Source organism: Aureimonas sp. AU40 (genome assembly GCF_001463785.1).
Classification (GTDB): Bacteria; Pseudomonadota; Alphaproteobacteria; order Rhizobiales; family Rhizobiaceae; genus Aureimonas.
Window position 1 is genome coordinate 1 of record NZ_BBWL01000017.1, and the last position, 17,300, is coordinate 17,300.

17 protein-coding genes and 1 tRNA gene are annotated in these 17,300 nt (G+C 67.7%); 11 read left to right on the forward strand and 7 right to left on the reverse strand.

What is annotated here, in order from left to right; all coding sequences use genetic code 11:
* Nucleotides 1–490 precede the first annotated feature (490 nt).
* Nucleotides 491–871 carry a helix-turn-helix domain-containing protein gene (locus tag AUL32_RS06570; protein WP_192847436.1) on the forward strand — a complete coding sequence of 127 codons (381 nt, stop codon included), beginning with the start codon at nt 491–493 and terminating at the stop codon, nt 869–871.
* Between the two features lie 87 nt (nt 872–958).
* Here AUL32_RS06570 and AUL32_RS06575 read toward each other — a convergent pair whose 3' ends face one another.
* Both AUL32_RS06575 and AUL32_RS06580 read right to left on the reverse strand, forming a co-directional pair.
* Nucleotides 959–2,584 (reverse strand): pilus assembly protein TadG-related protein, encoded by a 1,626-nt coding sequence (locus AUL32_RS06575; RefSeq protein ID WP_062112895.1) that lies wholly within the window; start codon nt 2,582–2,584, stop codon nt 959–961.
* Entirely contained in the window at nt 2,581–3,030 is a 450-nt protein-coding gene (locus AUL32_RS06580) for a TadE/TadG family type IV pilus assembly protein (protein WP_082639742.1), read from the reverse strand. The genes AUL32_RS06575 and AUL32_RS06580 overlap by 4 nt, the downstream gene beginning before the upstream one ends.
* Before the next feature lie 529 nt (nt 3,031–3,559).
* Here AUL32_RS06580 and AUL32_RS06585 point away from each other — a divergent pair.
* The 3 genes from AUL32_RS06585 to AUL32_RS06595 are packed head-to-tail and all read left to right on the forward strand — an operon-like array spanning nt 3,560 to nt 9,186.
* Nucleotides 3,560–5,032, forward strand: a complete 1,473-nt coding sequence (locus AUL32_RS06585) for a Wadjet anti-phage system protein JetA family protein (protein WP_156421348.1) — start codon at nt 3,560–3,562, stop codon at nt 5,030–5,032.
* Complete coding sequence (locus tag AUL32_RS06590) at nt 5,022–5,774, forward strand: DUF4194 domain-containing protein (RefSeq protein WP_062112901.1); 753 nt, start codon at nt 5,022–5,024, stop codon at nt 5,772–5,774. The genes AUL32_RS06585 and AUL32_RS06590 overlap by 11 nt, the downstream gene beginning before the upstream one ends.
* Nucleotides 5,767–9,186: an SbcC/MukB-like Walker B domain-containing protein gene (locus AUL32_RS06595; RefSeq protein WP_062112904.1), complete on the forward strand. Its 3,420-nt coding sequence runs from the start codon at nt 5,767–5,769 to the stop codon at nt 9,184–9,186. Before AUL32_RS06590 ends, AUL32_RS06595 begins: the two co-directional genes overlap by 8 nt.
* 30 nt (nt 9,187–9,216) lie before the next feature.
* Here the strand turns inward: AUL32_RS06595 and AUL32_RS06600 are convergent, their stop codons facing one another.
* On the reverse strand, nt 9,217–9,450 hold the full coding sequence (locus AUL32_RS06600) for a hypothetical protein (RefSeq protein WP_061977257.1): 234 nt from the start codon (nt 9,448–9,450) through the stop codon (nt 9,217–9,219).
* Between the two features lie 218 nt (nt 9,451–9,668).
* Here AUL32_RS06600 and AUL32_RS06605 point away from each other — a divergent pair, with 218 nt between their 5' ends.
* Nucleotides 9,669–9,899, forward strand: coding sequence for a hypothetical protein (locus AUL32_RS06605; protein WP_062112907.1), 231 nt, complete (start codon nt 9,669–9,671; stop codon nt 9,897–9,899).
* 162 nt (nt 9,900–10,061) lie between these two features.
* On the opposite strand, the gene AUL32_RS06610 is transcribed toward AUL32_RS06605, so the two are convergent.
* A tRNA-Leu gene (locus tag AUL32_RS06610) sits at nt 10,062–10,146 on the reverse strand.
* A 370-nt stretch (nt 10,147–10,516) separates the two neighbouring features.
* Here AUL32_RS06610 and AUL32_RS06615 point away from each other — a divergent pair.
* Nucleotides 10,517–11,059, forward strand: coding sequence for a disulfide bond formation protein B (locus tag AUL32_RS06615; RefSeq protein ID WP_156421349.1), 543 nt, complete (start codon nt 10,517–10,519; stop codon nt 11,057–11,059).
* A gap of 19 nt (nt 11,060–11,078) precedes the next feature.
* Here AUL32_RS06615 and AUL32_RS06620 read toward each other — a convergent pair whose 3' ends face one another.
* Together AUL32_RS06620 and AUL32_RS06625 are read right to left on the reverse strand one after the other, a co-directional pair.
* Nucleotides 11,079–11,639, reverse strand: a complete 561-nt coding sequence (locus AUL32_RS06620; RefSeq protein WP_061977251.1) for an HNH endonuclease — start codon at nt 11,637–11,639, stop codon at nt 11,079–11,081.
* Between the two features lie 146 nt (nt 11,640–11,785).
* Complete coding sequence (locus tag AUL32_RS06625) at nt 11,786–12,499, reverse strand: DNA-3-methyladenine glycosylase family protein (protein ID WP_306302887.1); 714 nt, start codon at nt 12,497–12,499, stop codon at nt 11,786–11,788.
* Nucleotides 12,500–12,567: 68 nt separating this feature from the next.
* On the opposite strand from AUL32_RS06625, the gene gluQRS reads away from it, so the two are divergent.
* Nucleotides 12,568–13,455 (forward strand): tRNA glutamyl-Q(34) synthetase GluQRS, encoded by an 888-nt coding sequence (gene gluQRS, locus AUL32_RS06630; protein ID WP_062112910.1) that lies wholly within the window; start codon nt 12,568–12,570, stop codon nt 13,453–13,455.
* 161 nt (nt 13,456–13,616) lie between these two features.
* On the opposite strand, the gene AUL32_RS06635 is transcribed toward gluQRS, so the two are convergent.
* Nucleotides 13,617–14,597 (reverse strand): AEC family transporter, encoded by a 981-nt coding sequence (locus tag AUL32_RS06635; protein WP_062112913.1) that lies wholly within the window; start codon nt 14,595–14,597, stop codon nt 13,617–13,619.
* A 339-nt stretch (nt 14,598–14,936) separates the two neighbouring features.
* On the opposite strand from AUL32_RS06635, the gene AUL32_RS06640 reads away from it, so the two are divergent.
* The 4 genes from AUL32_RS06640 to AUL32_RS06655 form a co-directional block, all read left to right on the forward strand.
* Nucleotides 14,937–15,860: a DMT family transporter gene (locus tag AUL32_RS06640; RefSeq protein WP_062112916.1), complete on the forward strand. Its 924-nt coding sequence runs from the start codon at nt 14,937–14,939 to the stop codon at nt 15,858–15,860.
* 114 nt (nt 15,861–15,974) lie between these two features.
* Nucleotides 15,975–16,163, forward strand: a complete 189-nt coding sequence (locus AUL32_RS06645; protein ID WP_061977244.1) for a twin transmembrane helix small protein — start codon at nt 15,975–15,977, stop codon at nt 16,161–16,163.
* A 67-nt stretch (nt 16,164–16,230) separates the two neighbouring features.
* Nucleotides 16,231–16,803 carry a cob(I)yrinic acid a,c-diamide adenosyltransferase gene (locus tag AUL32_RS06650; protein WP_061977242.1) on the forward strand — a complete coding sequence of 191 codons (573 nt, stop codon included), beginning with the start codon at nt 16,231–16,233 and terminating at the stop codon, nt 16,801–16,803.
* 185 nt (nt 16,804–16,988) lie between these two features.
* A partial coding sequence (locus AUL32_RS06655; protein ID WP_441294105.1) for an electron transfer flavoprotein subunit beta/FixA family protein occupies nt 16,989–17,300 on the forward strand: 312 nt, incomplete at its 3' end.

A 17,300-nucleotide genomic window follows, 5' to 3' on the forward strand; every position in this document is an offset into this window, starting at 1 on the left:
GGGCCGGAGAAGGCGGTCTGGAAGCGCGCCTCGCCCTCCCGGCGGCGGCCGCGAGCCCGCCATGAATTCGCCACGACCAAAAGTCAGACAAAAGATAGCTAGGACGGCTAATAAAGCGTTACCAACCAGCGGTTGAGTGATCGACGAGCAGCATTTGGATATTGCGAGTATCCAAAAGATAGCCATGTCCTCGTATGGTGATTGAAAGCTTGGTCTAAGATGAATGAGGTTCGTATCTCATGATTGTCGACAGCTTGTAAGACTAAGATTTCCGGTTCAAGATAAACTGAGCATACAAAGCGAGATCATGCCTACCTTATCATAAATATCGCTTATTTTTTTCAATCTAAGGTTGAGGAAAATCTAGATTTTAAGGTGCATTGTTTGGATTTTTCGCTTGGGCTGAGTTTTTCTTGTGTTGCGCACTACTGGTTTCCTGCGCTAGCTAAATTTCATGAACCAGAGATTGCCTGCGCAAGAAGAACCCATCGTGTCTCTTGATCCCGTGGACCAGCACATTGGCGCCCGCCTGCGAGCCTTTCGTCTCCAGAGAAATCTGTCGCTCCAGGCCGTCGGCCAAGGACTGGGCGTCACCTACCAACAGATCCGAAAGTACGAATCGGGAAGCAATCGCGTCTCCGCGAGCACGCTGTACCGATTGGCGGAGTTTTTCGGGATCGACCCTTGCGCCTTTTTCGAGGGGCTTCCAGGGGTCGGGCCGTCCGACTCGGCTTGGGAAGGCGATCCCTCGATGCGGGCGGTTCTGACGCGCATTCCCGACCCGGATCTGCGCCATCACCTCGCCGCCCTGCTGCGGGCGCTGGAGCTGCGGGACCAGTCGGGAGACGTGTCCAAGCCGGTCGAGAGCTGACGGCCGAGACCCGCGGAGGGTAAGAGGCTTCGAGATGCGGCCGTGCCATGCGTGCTCGCGTAGCGTCGCTCATCGGGCGTGACTGCTCTAGCCGACGATCCGCGCCTGTTGGCAGGCAAGGTCGTCCACCCGGACGTCGAGTTCCCCCACGCGCACGCCCGCCGTGGCCAGCACTGAGTTCAGGATCTCGTCGATCGGCTTGGCAAGGGTCATGAGAAGGGGCTCGACCGTGGCAAGGATCGGGCCTGCCGAGAGCCCCAGCATCTTGAAATCGGTTTCCTTGAGGACGGTCGAAAAGAGTCCGGACACGAGGCTCTTGGTGTCGACGCTCTTGGTGGCGCCGCTGCCGATCTCATTGCCGCGAAACGTCACCGTCTTGGGCGTGGCAGCGATCACCGCGTTCGCAACGCCCTCGACCCCCAAGAGGCTCGCGATCATCACCGGCGACAGGCGGTCGTTCACATGCGCTTGCGCCAGCGGCCTGCGATCGGTGTCGCCGAGCGACAGGCGCGCGAGCCCGGGACGGATGGCGACCTTCACCTCGCGCTCCCACGCCTTGTCGGAGCAGGTGACGGACACGACCTCGGCGGTTCCCCCGGCCACCACCAGTTCGAGCGGCAGTTTCACCTCTCCCAGGCCCAGGAGGCCCACCTGAGTGGTCAGCCGCATTCGTATCTGATCGGTCGCGATCTTCGGCAGCCCGTCCGACACCGCCATGCTGCGGGTCTTCTTCAGGGCCTCGCCGATCATGAGCTCCACCTTCTGCGACGCGAGGCCGGGCACCCCAACGTCCGCCTTGATCGTCGCGTCCACCCGGTTCTGGCCGAGAAGCGCGTCGACGAGCCCGAGCACAGAGATCGAGGAGGCCAGCCGCGCCGAGGCGTGGCCGAGGCTGCTTTGGAGCAAGGCCGGGTCGAGCGCCAGCGCCTCACTGAGCGTCACGGTGGCGGATGAGGATTTCAGCTGAAGCGCCATCTTTCGTAGCGCCGCGCCGGCCGGGCTGTCGCCCTTCGCGTCCATCTGCCGGGACAAGAGATCGAGAACCACCGAAATCTTCAGCGGCTTGGTCAGGACATTGCCCAGGATCGCATCGACCGGCGACTCGCCCATCGTCTGCGCCAGGGCGGACAGAAGCGGCTTCAGCGGCAGGCTGGAGGTGAGAAGCGCGTTGTAGTCCGCGACCTTCAGATCGACCTTGAAGCCGAGAAGCTTCTCGAAAAGCGGGTTCAGGACGGTCGGCTCTGCCGCGGCGAGGCGGCTGCCCGCCGACAGGGAGACGACCGGCATGCGCGCGGCATCCGACTTCGCGGCCACGCTCTGCTTCGTCAGGCCGAAAATCCCGGCGAAATGAAGCTCGATGTCGCTCGCCGCCTCGACACGCGCGATCGGCCCGTCCGCCTGCGGCGTGAAGCGCCGCGCGCCCGAGGCGTCGACCTTGTACGCGCCGAAGCTCAAGGCGAAGCTTGCTGCCTTGTGGCCGTTCTCGTCCAGAATCCGGCGCACGAGGGCCTGGCCCTTGCTGGGCTGGCCGGCGGCGGCGAGCGCGGCGGCGTCCGCCGTGCCCTGAAGGCTGCGCCGTTGCAGGTAGAGATTGCCCATGTCCGTGGCGAAGGTCGTCGCGCCGATCATCACGGGAAGCGCGATGCAGAAGGTCAGCGCGATGTTGCCGGACCGGTTTTCGCCGAAGCGCCGGAGAAGCCGGCGGCCTCTCATGGGATCACCACCGAGGCCGTGCGCACCAGCGAGGCGGGCACCGGCATGGACTGCCGAACGAGATCGGGGATCGGCAGATTGGTCATGTCGTAGGAGATCGTCACGCGAAGCAGGTCCGACTGCTCCACCACCACCACGCTCATACGCTTGGCATCCACCAGCGGATAGTCCTGGCCCGTGGTGCGCAGCCATGTCTCGGCCATCTGACGCCGTGTCTCCGCCGTGTCGCCGACCATCGCATAGCGCGACACGTCGGCCGCGATCTGCGCCAGCGAATGCGCGGTGCCGACGAACAGGCCGACCGACACCGCGCCGAGCAGGAGCAGGCACAGGATCGGCGCCAGGATCGCGAACTCGACCGAGTTGCTGCCCGAGCGCGAGCGGAGAAAGTGGTGGAGGCACCTTTCGGGCACGCGAAAAGAGCCGTGTCGGAGAACACGTTTCATGGGAAACCTGCCGTGAGAGGCGCGACCTTGAGTTGATAAATTCAGAGTATGCCGACACGGCGCGAGCGTCGATTCCAACTTATAGTTATGATAAACGAGCAGTTAAGCTTACCCCGGGCCCGATCCTCGAGTTCCCACATTTGCATCGCGCGCGAGATAAAGTGCTGCGATCTCAAAGGGGTGAGGCGGTCTGTCGCACTGGTTCATACCCAAATTCCTCAGTTCTAGCCTAAGTGAAATCGGCGATTGTACGTCTGGCTTATGGTATTGAGGAAAACGCGCATTGGTTGAGTTGGGGCGGGGCCGGCACGCCGACCGGTCTGCCACCGGAGGTCGCGGGTTGGCGGCTGAACCCGAAGCTCTTCGTTTCCGCCCGCGTGGGCCTCCGAAAGCCGGTGGCGAAAGGCGCGAAGCTGATGAAAAACCGAGGAAATCTCCCTTCGACGCGGTGCCTCGGTTTCGGCCGGCGGTTGATCGCCGCGCCGTGTCTGGTATGAAGGCGCGGCCGCCCGCGCCCGAGCCGACCGCGGTGACCCGCCCCACGCCCAAGGTTCGCACGCCCGAGCTTCGCACGACCAAGGTTCGAATGCCGCTTTTCGACGTCCTGCCGCCCGACCTGTTCAAGCCCTTGGCGTCGTCGTCGCGCCGGCTTTATGCCGACCTGCTGCTGCATCTCCATCACCGCACCTTCACCCTGTCCGCCTCGGTGCCGCGCCGGGCCGAGGTGATCGCCGAGATCGACGCCTTCCTGTCGCGCCGCGCGCCCGAGGACGCCGCGCTGGAGGACGAAGGGCCGAACACCAAGGCCGAGGAGCGCGCCCGCACCGCCTACGAGCGGTTGGTGGAAACCGGCTGGCTGGTTGAATATCGCGAGCGCTATCTCAAGCTGGTCGATCTCGACCCCGAGGCGAGCGGGCTCCTGCATCTTCTCTCCGACATCGAGCGCGGCGAGACGGTGAGCTACGGCGGCGCGGTGCTCAGCGTTCTCAGCGCGCTGGAAAGCGCGGCGGCGGACCCGGCCGAGCGATCGGAAAACCTGCGCAACGCGCTGCGCGGGGCGAGCGAGTTCATGGCGCATATGCGCACGGTCTCGGTCTCGCTGCGCCAGGCCGAAGAGCGCATCCTGCGCCAGCCTTCGCTGCGCGAGGTGTTCCGCCATTTCTTCGAAAGCTTCGTGGAACGCCATCTCATTCGCGACTTCAAGACGCTGCACACGCGCGACAATCCGTTCCGCTTCCGAGGCGGCATCCTGCGGCAGGCCGCCGACATGAGCGCCAGTGCCGAGATGGTCGCCGCGCTCGGCGCGGCCTATGCGCGGGAAGGGCGGGCACTGAACGTCGAGGCTGGCGCCGCGCGCGTGCGCGAGGAACTCGCCACGATCGCCTCCGTGTTCGAGGCAGCCGAGGAGCATCTGGCCGGCATCGACGCCACCGTCTCGCGCATCGAGCGGCGCATCGCCAACACGGCGCGCTACATGGACCGCATTCAGCACCGCTCCGAAGTCGGGCTGGTGGACGCGATGAAGGCCGTGGCCGCTGCCAAGGGCGACGAAATCCCCGTCGGCATCGCGCTTCTGCCGCGCATCCTGCCGCTTGGCCCCGTGCACATTCCCGCGCCGCGCCGCGACAAGCCGGCCATCATCCGCACAGTCCTCACCGAGCGCGCGCCGGACCCGGCCGCGCTGCGCTACGCCAAGGCGAAGGAGGAATATGTCCGGCGCACGCGCGTGACGCCCGAGCGCCTTTCCTCCTATGTCGAGCGCGCGCTGGCCTCGCGGCCGGAGATGCGCGGGCGCGACATGCCGATCGAAAGCGTCGACGATTTCGTCGCTTTCCAGCGGCTGCGCGAGATTCCCTCGATCTTCAACGGCGCCCTGGCGCGCTCCTACGAGATCGTGCTCCTGACCGATCGCTGCGCCAACGACTGGATCTCCTGCCAGGACTTCCTGATCCGCCGCCGCACGCTCGCGGAGACATCGAAGGCGAGCCAGAATGCAGCGTGAGATCGACGAGTTCCGCGACATCGTGGACGGCGAATGGGCCGGCGGCCACATGGCCGGCCGCCGCCCGACCGGCGAGGAATTGACCCGCGCGCTGCAGGTCCTCATCACGCGCCAGTGCGTTTATTCCCACACGCCCGGCATCGGGCGCACCTACGACATGGTGCGCGCCTATCCCACCTTCTTCGAGCGCTATTTCGGCTCGCTGGGCTACCGCTTGGTGGTCTCGCCGCGCGACCAGATGGTGGCGCTCACCGTTCCCGCCGACGAGGCGCGCTACGACGGCGTGTTCGAGCGGCTGCGCAAGGACGAGACGCTGGTGCTCCTGGCGCTGCGCCTCCTTTGGGAGGAAGCCCTCAGGGCGCACGAGGTCGGCGACGGCGGCGTGGTGGAGACCAACACCGACGATCTGGTGGACCGGCTCGTCGCGGTGACGCAGACACCGCCGCCCGAGGAAACCCGGCTCCTCGACATCCTGCGCATGTTCGCCCGCCACGGCGCGCTGCGGCTCGGCGAGCGGGACCGGACGCGCCGCGTCTCGACGCTGGCGATCCTGCCCGGCATCGCCATCCTGGTGCCCGACTCCTATGTCCGGGATCTCCTGCTCTGGGCGGTGGAGGCGCCCCCCGGAACGAGCTCGGCGGCGGGAGACGAGGGCGCTGAAGCCGTAATCGACGACGCGAATGAGCCGGCCGGCGACGAGCCGGCGAACGAAACCAAGACGGAGGGCGAGGACGATGTATAGCCTGTCGCGCATCTCCCTCATCAACTGGTATCTGATCGACGCCAAGGACATCGAGATTCGGGGCGAGGCGGCCTTGATCGGCCCGACAGGGGCCGGCAAGTCCTCGATCCAGGACGCGATCCAGTCCGTCATCACCGGCGTCAACCAGAACCGGCTGAACCTCAACGCCAGCGCCTCCGGCCGCTCCTCGCGCAGCGTGTTGGAATATTGCCTCGGCATGACGGGCGATCCGGCCGAGGACGGCAAGCCGCTGCGCGCCTCCTGCGAGACGATCCTCGCGCTGACCTTCCGCAACTACTACACGGAAGAGCCGATCACGGTCGGCGTCGCGCTTTCGGCCCGCCATGGCGACTCGCGCGAAGAGGTCCTGTCGCGCTTCGTCATCCCGGGCCATGCCTTCTCGGTGGCGCATGTGCGCCGGCGCGTGAAGGGCGTCACCACCGTCGCGCCCTGGAGCGAGATCGCCTCGGCCCTTCGTGCCGAGCATCCCGGCATGGAGGAGTTCCGCAACTCGGCGGAGAAGTTCACCGCCCATATGCTGGGCCTGATGCGCGGCGGCGCGGCGGTGCCCAACCCCAAGCATTTCCTGCGCGCCTTTTCCAACGCGCTCGCCTTCAAGCCGATCTTCGACCCGACGCTCTTCGTGCGCGATTTCGTGCTGGAGCCCGATCCGCTCGATGTCGAGCGGGTGCGCACCTCGATCTCGACCTGGCGCGAGCTGGAGCGGCTGATCGCCGATGTCGAGGCGCGGCACAAGCATGCGCTGCGCATTGCCGACCGGTTCCGCCTCTGGGCCGGGGCGCGGCTGTCCGCCGACCGGCAGCGCTGGCGCGCCGCCGCGCTGGAATCGCGCCGTCTGGCCCACGAACTCAAGGCCTCCCGCGCCGTTCTCGACGCGCGTGAGGGCGAGTTGCGGCTGGAGCGCGGCGTGCTCGACAGCCGGCGCGACTGGATTCGGGGCTGGGACGAGGAGATCCGCTCCAAGGAGGCGCTGCTGGGCGCCGCCGGTGGCGAGGCGCAGCTTCGCCAGATCGACGCCGAGGACAAGCTCGCCGCGCGCGACCTCGCCGAGGCCGAGAAGCAATGGACGCGCCTGCGCGAGGCGCTGGCCCATCTCGTTCGCCTTCACGACGCACTCAAGCCGAGCGATCCGCGCGCCAGCGACGCCGCGCGCCAGGCGCTGGCCCTGGTGCCGGCCGAGCTTCCCCCCGGCGAGGCGCTGCGCGGGCGCGGCGAGCGCCTGCAGGCGCTGGTGGAGGAGGCGACGCGCGCCGAGAGCTGGCAGCACGAACTGGATGCCAAGGCCGACGCGCTGCTCGACGAAACGCGCCGCCTGCAGGAGCGGCTGGAGCGGGTCGAGGGCGGCTTGCAGCGCCCGCAGGGCGCGCTCCTTTCGCGCGAGGCGACGAAGCTTCTCTCGGCCCTCCAGAGCGACGGCATTCCCGCCATGCCGCTCTGCGATGTGGTGGAGGTGGTCGACCCCAGCTGGCAATATGCCGCCGAGGCGCTGCTCGGGCGCGGGCGCGAGGCGATCATCGTCCAGCCGCCGCTCCTGCAGCGGGCCTTCGATCTCATGTGGAGCGACCGCAACACGTTCTCCGGCTGCACGCTGGTGAAGACCTCGGCGACGCGCTCCACCAACGCCCATGTGCCGGCGGGCAGCATCGTCGAGGCGCTGCGCACCGCGGACGAGCATGCCAAGGCCTTTCTCGCCGTGCGCATTGGCGCCTTCCGCAAGGCCGAGACGGATGCCGAGCTTGACCGGCTCGATCGCGGCGTCATGCGCAACGGCAAGACCTCGTCTGGCATGGGCCTGTCGGTGCAGCGCGATCTGCGCGAGCTTCTGTTCGGGCGCGGCGGCGGCGGGGGCGATCTCACGGATCTGAAAGCCGAGGCGATCGCGCTGCGCGCCCGGCTGACCGAGGCGCGGGACCGGCTGCGCACCGTGCGCGATGCCGGCCGCCTGCTCGGGCCGCTTCTCGACACGCTGCGCGCCGAGTCCGGCCCCTTCGATCTCGAACACCGCCTGGGAACGGCCGCGCGCCGGCGCGAAACGCTGTCCCGCGACCGAGCCCTGGTCGAGGAGAGCGACGCCAAGGGGCTGCGCGCTGAGCTCGCCGACATTCGCGCCGAGCGCGACGCCCATGCCAAGGAGCTGCGCGAGGAGGTGGAGCCGCGCGTCCAGGCGCTGCAGCAGATGGTGGCGACCGCGCGGGCCAAGCTCGACATGGCGCGCGGCCAGTTCCGCGTGGCCGTCACGCAGCGCCGCCGGACCTTCGCGCTGCTCGACGCCGAGACCAATCGTGAATTGCTGGCGATCGACCGCGAAGGCGGCGGTCAGACGGCCCCCGCCTTCTGCGGGGCTTTGCGCGACGAGGTGAAGGCAGGCGAGGCCAAGCGCGCAGACGTCATGTCCTGGCTGGCGGCGCTGCGCAACGAGGCGCGCACGGGGGCGGAGGAGGCTTCTGCGGCGGCGCGGCGCGAGCAATTGTCGGCGCTGCGCGATCTCGCCGACTATGCCGCGACCTGGCGCGTCTCCGTTCCGCCGATCGACGCGGACGGCATGGCGGCGGGCTGCCGCTTCGTCTTCGCCGAAGCGGAGCGTTTGGAAACCAACGAACTGCGCGGCTATCGCGACTCCTGCGCCAAGGCGGGCGAGGAGATGCGCCGCATCCTGCGCGAGGACTTGCTGACGCGCCTGTCCGACAAGCTGGGCAAGGTGACCTACCGGCTGGAGGGCATCAACCGGCTCCTGAAGCGCCATCGCTTCACTGGCCAGACCTATGCCTTCACCTTCGCCGTCAACGGCAAATTCCAGAGGATGCACGACCTCGCCCTGAAAGCGGGGGAAGGGGAGCTGACCGACGAGATCTTCGAGACCTCGATGGACGAGGTGGAGGCGATGATCGAGGGCGGCGAAGACGCCGCGCTGCTGGCCGACTATCGCCAATACTACACGTTCGAGATCGTGATGACGGACGCGAACGGCGGGCGCACGACGCTCTCCTCCCGTGCGCTGAAAGGCTCGGGCGGCGAGGCGCAGGTGCCCTTCTATGTCGCGATCGCCGCCTCGCTGGCGCTGGCCTATTTCCCCGGCCATATCGCGGGGCGTCCGGTCGGCATGGGCCTCGCCCTGTTCGACGAGGCCTTCAACAAGCTCGACGTGCCGAACACGCAGGCGCTCCTGCGCTTCTTCCGCGATCTCGGGCTCCAGGTCCTGATCGCCGGCCCGGAGGACAAGCGCGCCACCTTCACCGAGGTGCTCGACACGATCATCCTCGTCAATAAGGCGCTGGACGGGCGCGCGGTCTATATCGACACCGAGCATCCCGGCGAGGCCGCCAAGGCGGCACTGGCCGAACTCAATCCCGACCATCGCGGCGTCGAGGGCTTCCGCTCGGCGGCCGAATAGTCCGGCCGCCGGGAGCTTCGCCGGCTAAGCTCAGTGGCCCTGCCGCTGGCACTCGTCCAGAACCATCTGGATCTCGTTCGGGTCGGCCTGCAGGTCGCTTTCCAGCCCAGCCTCAAGCCGGCTCATCGCCTCGCGATAGCGTTCGCACTGGCCGACGCGCGCGAGGTCGGCCGCGCTGTCGGGCGTGAACCAGCGATAGGTGTAATAGCCGACGCCGAGCACGAGCGCCGCGAGGACGAGAACGAGGGATAGGCGGCGCGACATGGGCACGGTTCCAGCATCGGGGCGGCAGGCGCGAGAGCGAGCGCGATGCCGGAGGGTCGGGGCGGGCACATGCCGCCCGTTCGCTTGCCTGGAGCTTGCGCGGCCGGGCGAGATGCTCTCGGGGCTCATAAGGGCGCGCACTGTCGCAGGGAGGCCGGGGCGGGGAACGGGCGTGGCGTCGGCGACTTCATCCTTGTGAACCCACGAGGAGATTTCGCATGTCGAACACCCGCACCCCTCCGCTCGACGACGCCTCCACCGGCGGCGGCATCGGCGATATCGGCCGCCAGCCGCTCGACCCGTCCAGCGAGAATGCCGGAAACGCGGAGCCTGTGCTGCACCCCGAAGACGACGCGCCGGGCGCCGGCCTGACCCGCGACGAGGACGTCACGCCCTCCGACGAGGACCCGGACGCGGATGCCGACGAGACGCTGGGAACCGTGGTCTGATCTGGCGGAACGAAATAGCCGGCGGCTGGGAATCCGCCGGCGGCCCACGGCAGGGGTGAGGTAAGCGCTTGTTCGGGCCTTTGGGTCGGCAGAAAGCGATCTCGCGAAGCGCTTCGAGCGAACCCTGACGGTGTGTGATCGGAGAGAAGATCGCGAAAGCGATGGTGCGGGCGGTCGGGGTCGAACCGACACTCCTTGCGGAACCGGATTTTGAGTCCGGCGCGTCTACCAATTCCACCACGCCCGCACGAACGTTGTGAGCGCCGAGCGAAGCGTCGTCGGGCCGGGAATGCCTATAGCCCATTTGCCCGGCGCTTGCCAATCTCCTTTGCGGCCCGCGAGCGAAAGCGCCGGTCGGTCGCCGAGAGCCTGTTTGGAAACTCGGTCGGGTCGGTCCAACGGGTCTTTTTCGCCATCACTTCGTTGCCGATCCTCGCCGATGCGCCCTCGCATCGACTGCGGTTGGCACCTCGCGACACCCAAAAATCCCTCGCCGGCCCTCCGCCGCCGAGTTTCCAAACAGCCTCTGAGACGGAGCGGCGTGAATTGCCCGGCCGCGCCGGAGCCCTTATGACAACGCGCGAGCGGGCGAGGGCCCGGAATCAGCGAGGCGGGCCATGGCCAGCGACGTGTCCTTTTCTCTTCGTCGGCCCACCGGCTTTCGCCAGACCTTGAGCGCCGGTCTCGCCGCGCTCGGCATGGCGGCGACGGTCGGCGGCGCGCTTCTGTTCCAGCATGTCGGCGGCTATATCCCCTGCGCGCTCTGCCTGGAGCAGCGCACGCCCCATTATATCGGGATTCCCGTGGCCCTCGCGGCGCTTATGGCGGCGCGGCTGCGCGCTCCGGCCGCGCTCACGCGCGGGCTGCTCCTGCTGGTCGGGCTGTTGATGCTGTGGAGCCTTGCGCTGGGGCTCTACCATGCCGGCGTCGAGTGGCAGTTCTGGGCCGGGCCGGCGGACTGCGCGGCGGTGGGGGGCGCCGATCTGTCGGGCGATCTGCTTCAGTCACTGGACGCGGTGCACCCGCCCTCTTGCACGGAGGCGGCCCTGCGCATTCTCGGCCTGTCGCTCGCCGGATGGAACGCCATCCTTTCCACGATCCTGGCGACCGTGGCCCTTCGCGGCGCCTTCGCGCGCGGCGATCGGTTCGAAACGAACTGAGAGGAGGATCGGGCGAGGTCTATTCCGGGTCGAGTTCGGAATCCCAGTAGAGATAGTCGAGCCAGCTTTCATGCAGGAAGTTGGGCGGAAACAGCCGGCCATTGTTGTGCAGGTCGTGCACGGTCGGCTGGTAGGGCACCTGATGCGGATGCATCCCGGCGTCCTTCGGCATATGGCCGCCCTTCTTCAGGTTGCAGGGCGAGCAGGCGGTGACGACGTTTTCCCAGGTGGTGAGGCCGCCGCGCGAACGCGGAATGACGTGGTCGAAGGTGAGCTCGTGCGGCGAGCCGCAATACTGGCACTGGAAGCGATCGCGCAGGAAGACGTTGAAGCGTGTGAAGGCGGGATGGCGCGCCGGCTTCACATAGGTCTTGAGGCAGACCACCGAGGGCAGGCGCATGGAGAAGGTTGGCGAATGGACCGCGCGATCATACTCCGCGAGAATGGTCACGCGGTCGAGGAATACGGCCTTGATGGCATCCTGCCAGGACCAGAGCGACAGAGGATAGTAGCTCAACGGCCGAAAGTCCGCGTTCAGGACGAGCGCGGGAGACAAGTTGGACGGCACTGCGATCGTCAAGGATACTCTCCTTCACGCAAGGCAGCGGTATCGCAAGAACGGCAGCCGGCCCTGCGAACCGTATGCTCATGCTCGTTTCTAATGCGTCTGCACTATCGTGCTCCAACATGTCGCCTTTGTGAAGCCTTGGAAGGGGTTAGCCCCTTTCATGCACAATTGGTCGCCCCCGGGCGGGGTTCGATCTCGGGTTCGACCGGTGCGGCGTCTCGCCGCGTCAGCGCGTGGTAATAGCTCCAGAACAGCCGCGCGGCCGTGGCGCGGTGCGGCGACCAAAGGGCGGCGATGGCCGCCAGCGGCTTTTCCTTCGGTCGTTCGGGAAGATCCAGCGCATGAGCCACGGCGATTTGGAGTGCGAGGTCGCCGGCCGGAAACACGTCGGGATGGCCGAGCGCGAAAAGGAGATGGCATTCCGCCGTCCAGCGGCCGATGCCGTGGACGGCCGTCATCTCGGCAATGGCGCCCGCCGCGTCGAGCCTTTGCAACCTGTTGAAATCCAAGGAGCCGCTGGATACCGCCTCGGCAATGGCGCGCACGGTGCGCATCTTGGGGCGGGACAGGCCGGCGCGGCGCAGCGCCTCGTCCGGCGCGGCGTTGAGCGCACTCGCGTCGTCGAGATCGACCTCCTGCGCGAAGCGCGCGAAGATGGCGTCGGCGCTCGCCCGCGAGACCTGCTGAGCGACGATGGTGCCGAGAAGGCCGCGCAAGCCCCCGGCGCTCCGGCGCAGCGGCACCTCGCCCGCCCGTGCCAGCACGGGCCCAAGGCGCGGATCGGCCTCCATGAGGGCGACCAGCGCCCGCGCGATGTCGGCCTCGGTTCGGATCGCCCCTTTTTCCATCGTGTCGATGGTTCCCTCCGTCATGCGAATCGCCTTGCCGCGAATCACCGCCCGGCTCCCGTCCCGGCTCGTGCGCCTCTAGATAGGAGCCCATGAACCCGCTGTCCGCCCCGCGCATCTTCCGGTTTGCCCCAAGCCCCAATGGGCTCCTGCATCTCGGCCATGCCTATTCCGCCTTTCTCAACCACGATCTGGCGCGCGCCGTGGGCGGGCGCTTCCTCGTGCGGCTGGAGGATATCGACCGCGCCCGCTGCACGCCGGCGCTGGAGGCGCGGCTCTTGGCCGATCTCGAATGGCTGGGCCTTTCGCCCGACGCGCCGCCGCGCCGGCAGAGCGCGCATTTCGCCGATTACGACGCCGCGCTCTCTGGGTTTCGCGAGGCGGGGTTGGTTTATCCCGCCTTCATGACGCGGGGCGAGGTGAAGGCCTTCGCCGCCTTGCACGAGGAGCGGGAGGGCGCGCCCTGGCCGCGCGACCCCGATGGCGCGCCGCTTTATCCCGGCCTCGACCGCTACCTGTCGCCGGCCGAGCGGCGGGCGCGCATCGCTGATAGTCAGCCCTTCGCCTGGCGACTCGACATGGCGGCGGCGCTGGCGCGCATCGAAGGGCCCTTGAGCTTCACCGAGACCGGCAACGGGGCGGAGGACGAGGTTTTGGCCGAGCCCGCGCTGTGGGGCGACGTGGTGCTGGCGCGCAAGGACCTGCCGACGAGCTACCACCTGTCCGTGACCGTCGACGACGCGCTGCAGGGTGTGAGCGATGTGGTGCGCGGCTGCGATCTCCTGCCGTCTACCTCCGTCCACCGCCTGCTCCAGGCCCTGCTCGGCCTGCCCGCGCCGCGCTATCACCACCACGAGCTGATCCTGGACGAGGACGGTCGCAAGCTGTCCAAGAGCGGCAATGCCGGCGCCGTCCGAGCGCTGGGCGAGGCCGGGCTGACGCCGGCCGACATCCGCCGGATGGTGGGTCTTTCCGCTTAGAGCGCCTAACAAAATCTCTGGGCGGAGGATGGTCGAGGAATTTTCGTCGGGGACGAGGAGCGAAGCGCAGTCGATGCCGGCGGCATCGGCGAGCATTCGCGACGAAGTCCCCGGCGGAAAGAACCGACCAGCCGACCCCGCGAGATTTTTGTTAGGTGCTCTTAAACCGATGTCATGAGGGCGATCCAGCCCGTCAGCGTCAGCGCCGCCGCCACGGTGGAAACCACGATGACGCCGGCCGACAGGCCCTCGCCGGCGCGAAAATAGGTGGCGAAGAGATAGGCGTTCACGCCGGTGGGCGAGGCGGCGGCGACCACTGCCACTGCGAGCCAGAGCGGCGGCAGAAGCAACGAGCCGACGAGGAGCACCGCCAGCGGCTGAACGAGAAGCGCCAGCGCGGTGATCGCCACCGGGGCGCGGAGCGCGCCACGAATGGGATAGCGCGGGAGCGAGAAGCCGACCGCGAAAAGCGCGATGGGGCCGGCCGTGACGCTGAGAAGCCGCAGCACCTCGCCGACAGGCCCCGTCAGCGGCAGGCCGGTGAGACGCCAGAGCGCGCCACCGAGGAGGCCGTAGACCAGCGCGTTGCGCGACAGGTTGCGCCCGATCTGCCCCAACGTGCGCCGGAGCGAGACGGCGGGCGCCGAGCCGTTTGCAAGACCGCTCGCCGTTCCCGCCCGCGCGTCGGCCAGCGCGGCGCGCTCCAGAAGCAGGGTCGAGGCCGTCATCATCACCGGCAGGTGGATCGAGATGATGAGCGCCAGCACGTCGAGCCCTTCGCGCCCGAAGGCGCGCTCCGCCACGGGAATGCCGACGAAGATGAGATTGGAAAAGGAGGCGGAAACGCCGGAGATCACCGCCGTGCGCCGGTCCGCCCCGGCCAGCCGGCGCGCCGCCACCATGCCGAGCGCGAAGCTGGGCACGACGCCGGCGAAATAGCTGGCCCACAGGAACAGCGGATTGGCCTCGCCGAAATCGGCGGTGGCGAGCGTGCGGAACATCAGCGCGGGAACCGCGACCAGAAAGACGAACTGCGTCAGCGCCTCGCCCGTGGTCGTCGGCAGGAGCTTCAGCTTCGCCACGAGCGCGCCGAGCCCGATCAGGATGAAGATCGGCGCGACGATGGACAGAACGAGGCTCATGAACGGCTTTCCGACGGGACGGGCGCGGGGAAGGGGTACGAGGGCAGGGGTCGGCGCGATGGAACTCCTTCCATAGCAATCGCGGCGCGGCGTGAACATGCAAAGGAGGCTTGCGCCGCTCTTCGATCGCCGACCGCGCGCCGTCTTCCGCCAGCACGCAGCACCTGCTATCGCCGATCACGAAAGCGTTTGGCGGGGGCCGGGCGCGCAGGCCGCCTTCAGCCGCGCCCTTCAAGCGCGCGGTCGGGGCCGCCCGAGGTTGGCGCTGCGAAAACGCCGGCGATGGGCCAAGGGCCAAGCCTCAGTGCGCGGCGTGGCCTGAGTGAAGGGGGAGATGTCGTGACTGGCCTGACCAACCGGCTCGTGCCGTTCTTTCCCGCCGTCTTCGTGCTTCTCTGGTCCACCGGCTTCGTGGGCGCGCGCTACGCCATGCCCCATGCCGAGCCCTTCACCTTCCTGGCGCTTCGCTTCGCGCTGGCGCTTCTCCTGCTGCTGCCGGTCGGCTGGGTGCTCGTGAGGGCGAGCGGCGGCGTGCCGCTGCGCCCGCTCGCCCATGCCACCTTCGCCGGCAGCCTCATTCACGGCGTTTATCTCGGCGGCGTGTTCTATGCCGTGCGCCATGGCCTGCCGGCCGGCATCGTCGCGCTGGTGGCGGGGCTGCAACCCTTCCTGACGGCCGTGATCGCGCGCGTCGCGCTGGGGGAAAAGCTGACGCGGCGCCATCAGGTCGGCCTCCTGATCGGTCTGGTCGGCGTCTTCCTGGTCGTCGCGCCCAAGCTCGGCACGGGCGCTGCCTTCGGGGCACGGACGCTCCTGCCTGCGCTCCTCGGCGTCGCCGCCATCGCGCTCGGCACGGTCTGGCAGAAGCGGTTCGTTACGGGGCTGGATCTTCGCGTCGGCGCGGCGGCGCAATATGCCGGCGCCCTCCTGCCGGTTCTCGTAGCGGCGCTCGCCTCAGAGACGATGCACATCGACTGGACGGCTGAACTCGTCCTGTCGCTCCTCTGGCTGACGCTCGCCCTGTCGATCGGCGCGGTGCTGCTCCTGCTTCTCCTGATCCGCAACGGCTCGGTGTCGAGCGTTGCCTCGCTCTTCTATCTCGTGCCCTCCGTCACCGCCTTCATGGCCTTCGTCCTGTTCGGCGAGCGGCTGACGCCGATCCAGCTTCTCGGCATGATCGTCGCCGCGGCCGGGGTCTGGCTGGCGACGCGGCCGCCCAAGCGCAAGGTCGAGACCAAGGACAGGGTTTCGGAGACGGTTTGACGACCCGGCCGGGTCGGCTCAACGGGCTCGAGCGGTCTCAAGGTCGCAAGCGCTCGCGCCAGCCGGTCGCACGGTCTATATCTCGGCAAGGCCCTTCCGGCCGCGGAACGAACCATGTCCAGCTTCTTCACCTTTCTGGCCCTGATCCTCATGGTGTCGGTGGCCGTCGTCCTGCTGCTCGGCCTGCGCAACATGATGAACGGCGGGCCGGGCAACACCTCGCAGAAGCTCATGCGCATGCGCGTCATGCTGCAGGCGCTCGCCGTCGCGGTGATCGTCGCCGTCCTGTATTTCTCGCGCTGAACCCTGCGGTAATGCGGCTGGTCGCCCTAGTTGAAACGAGGGGCGGCGGAACGCGAGGACGAGCATCATGGTGCGGCTGAACAGGATCTATACAAGGACGGGGGACGACGGAACCACGGGCCTCGGCAATGGCGAGCGGCGCTCGAAGGCCAATGCCCGTGTCGAGAGCTATGGCACGGTGGACGAGTTGAACGCCGTTCTAGGCCTCGCCCGGCTCCATGCGGCGGGGGAGGTGGACGCTCTGCTGGCCCGCGTTCAGAACGACCTCTTCGACCTCGGCGCCGATCTGTCCACACCCGAAACCGGGCAACCCCTGCCGTTCGAGCGGCTGGCCATCGTGCAGTCGCAGGTGGACGCCTTGGAAGCGGAGATCGACCGGCTGAATGCTGAGCTTGAGCCGCTGCGTTCCTTCGTTCTGCCGGCCGGTACGCCGCTTGCGGCGCATCTGCACATGGCCCGAACCGTGGCCCGGCGTGCCGAGCGTCTGATGGTGGCGCTGGGCGAGGTCGCCGGCGAGCGCGTGTCCTCGGCGGCGATTCGCTACGTCAACCGCCTGTCGGACCTTCTCTTTGTCATGGCGCGCCATGCCAACGATAAGGGCCGTGGCGACGTGCTCTGGGTTCCCGGCGCCAATCGCTAGAAGCGCGCCCCGAATCGCCCGGTCAAGATTTTGACGTGAACGTAAAAGTTAGATAGCTTCTCGCTTGTTTGGTGCGGCGCGCCGGCTTGAAGCCCGGCCGCGCGCTCCATAAAGAGAACGAAGCATTGGCGGGCCTTGCCGAGTCGAGGTCCCACCATGGAGCCGGCTGCGAGGGAACGAACCGCATGAAGATTCTGGTCTGCGTGAAGCGTGTGGTCGACTACAACGTGAAGATCCGAGTGAAGTCGGACGGTTCGGGCGTCGAGCTGGCCAATGTGAAGATGTCGATGAACCCGTTCGACGAGATCGCGGTGGAAGAGGCGGTTCGGCTGAAGGAAAAGGGCGGCGCGGCCGAGATCGTGGCGGTCTCGGTCGGCCCGGCGCAGGCGGCGGACACGATCCGCACTGCGCTCGCCATGGGCGCCGATCGCGGCATCCTGGTGAAGGCCGAGGGGCCCGTCGAGCCCCTGGCGGTGGCCAAGATCCTAAAGGGCGTC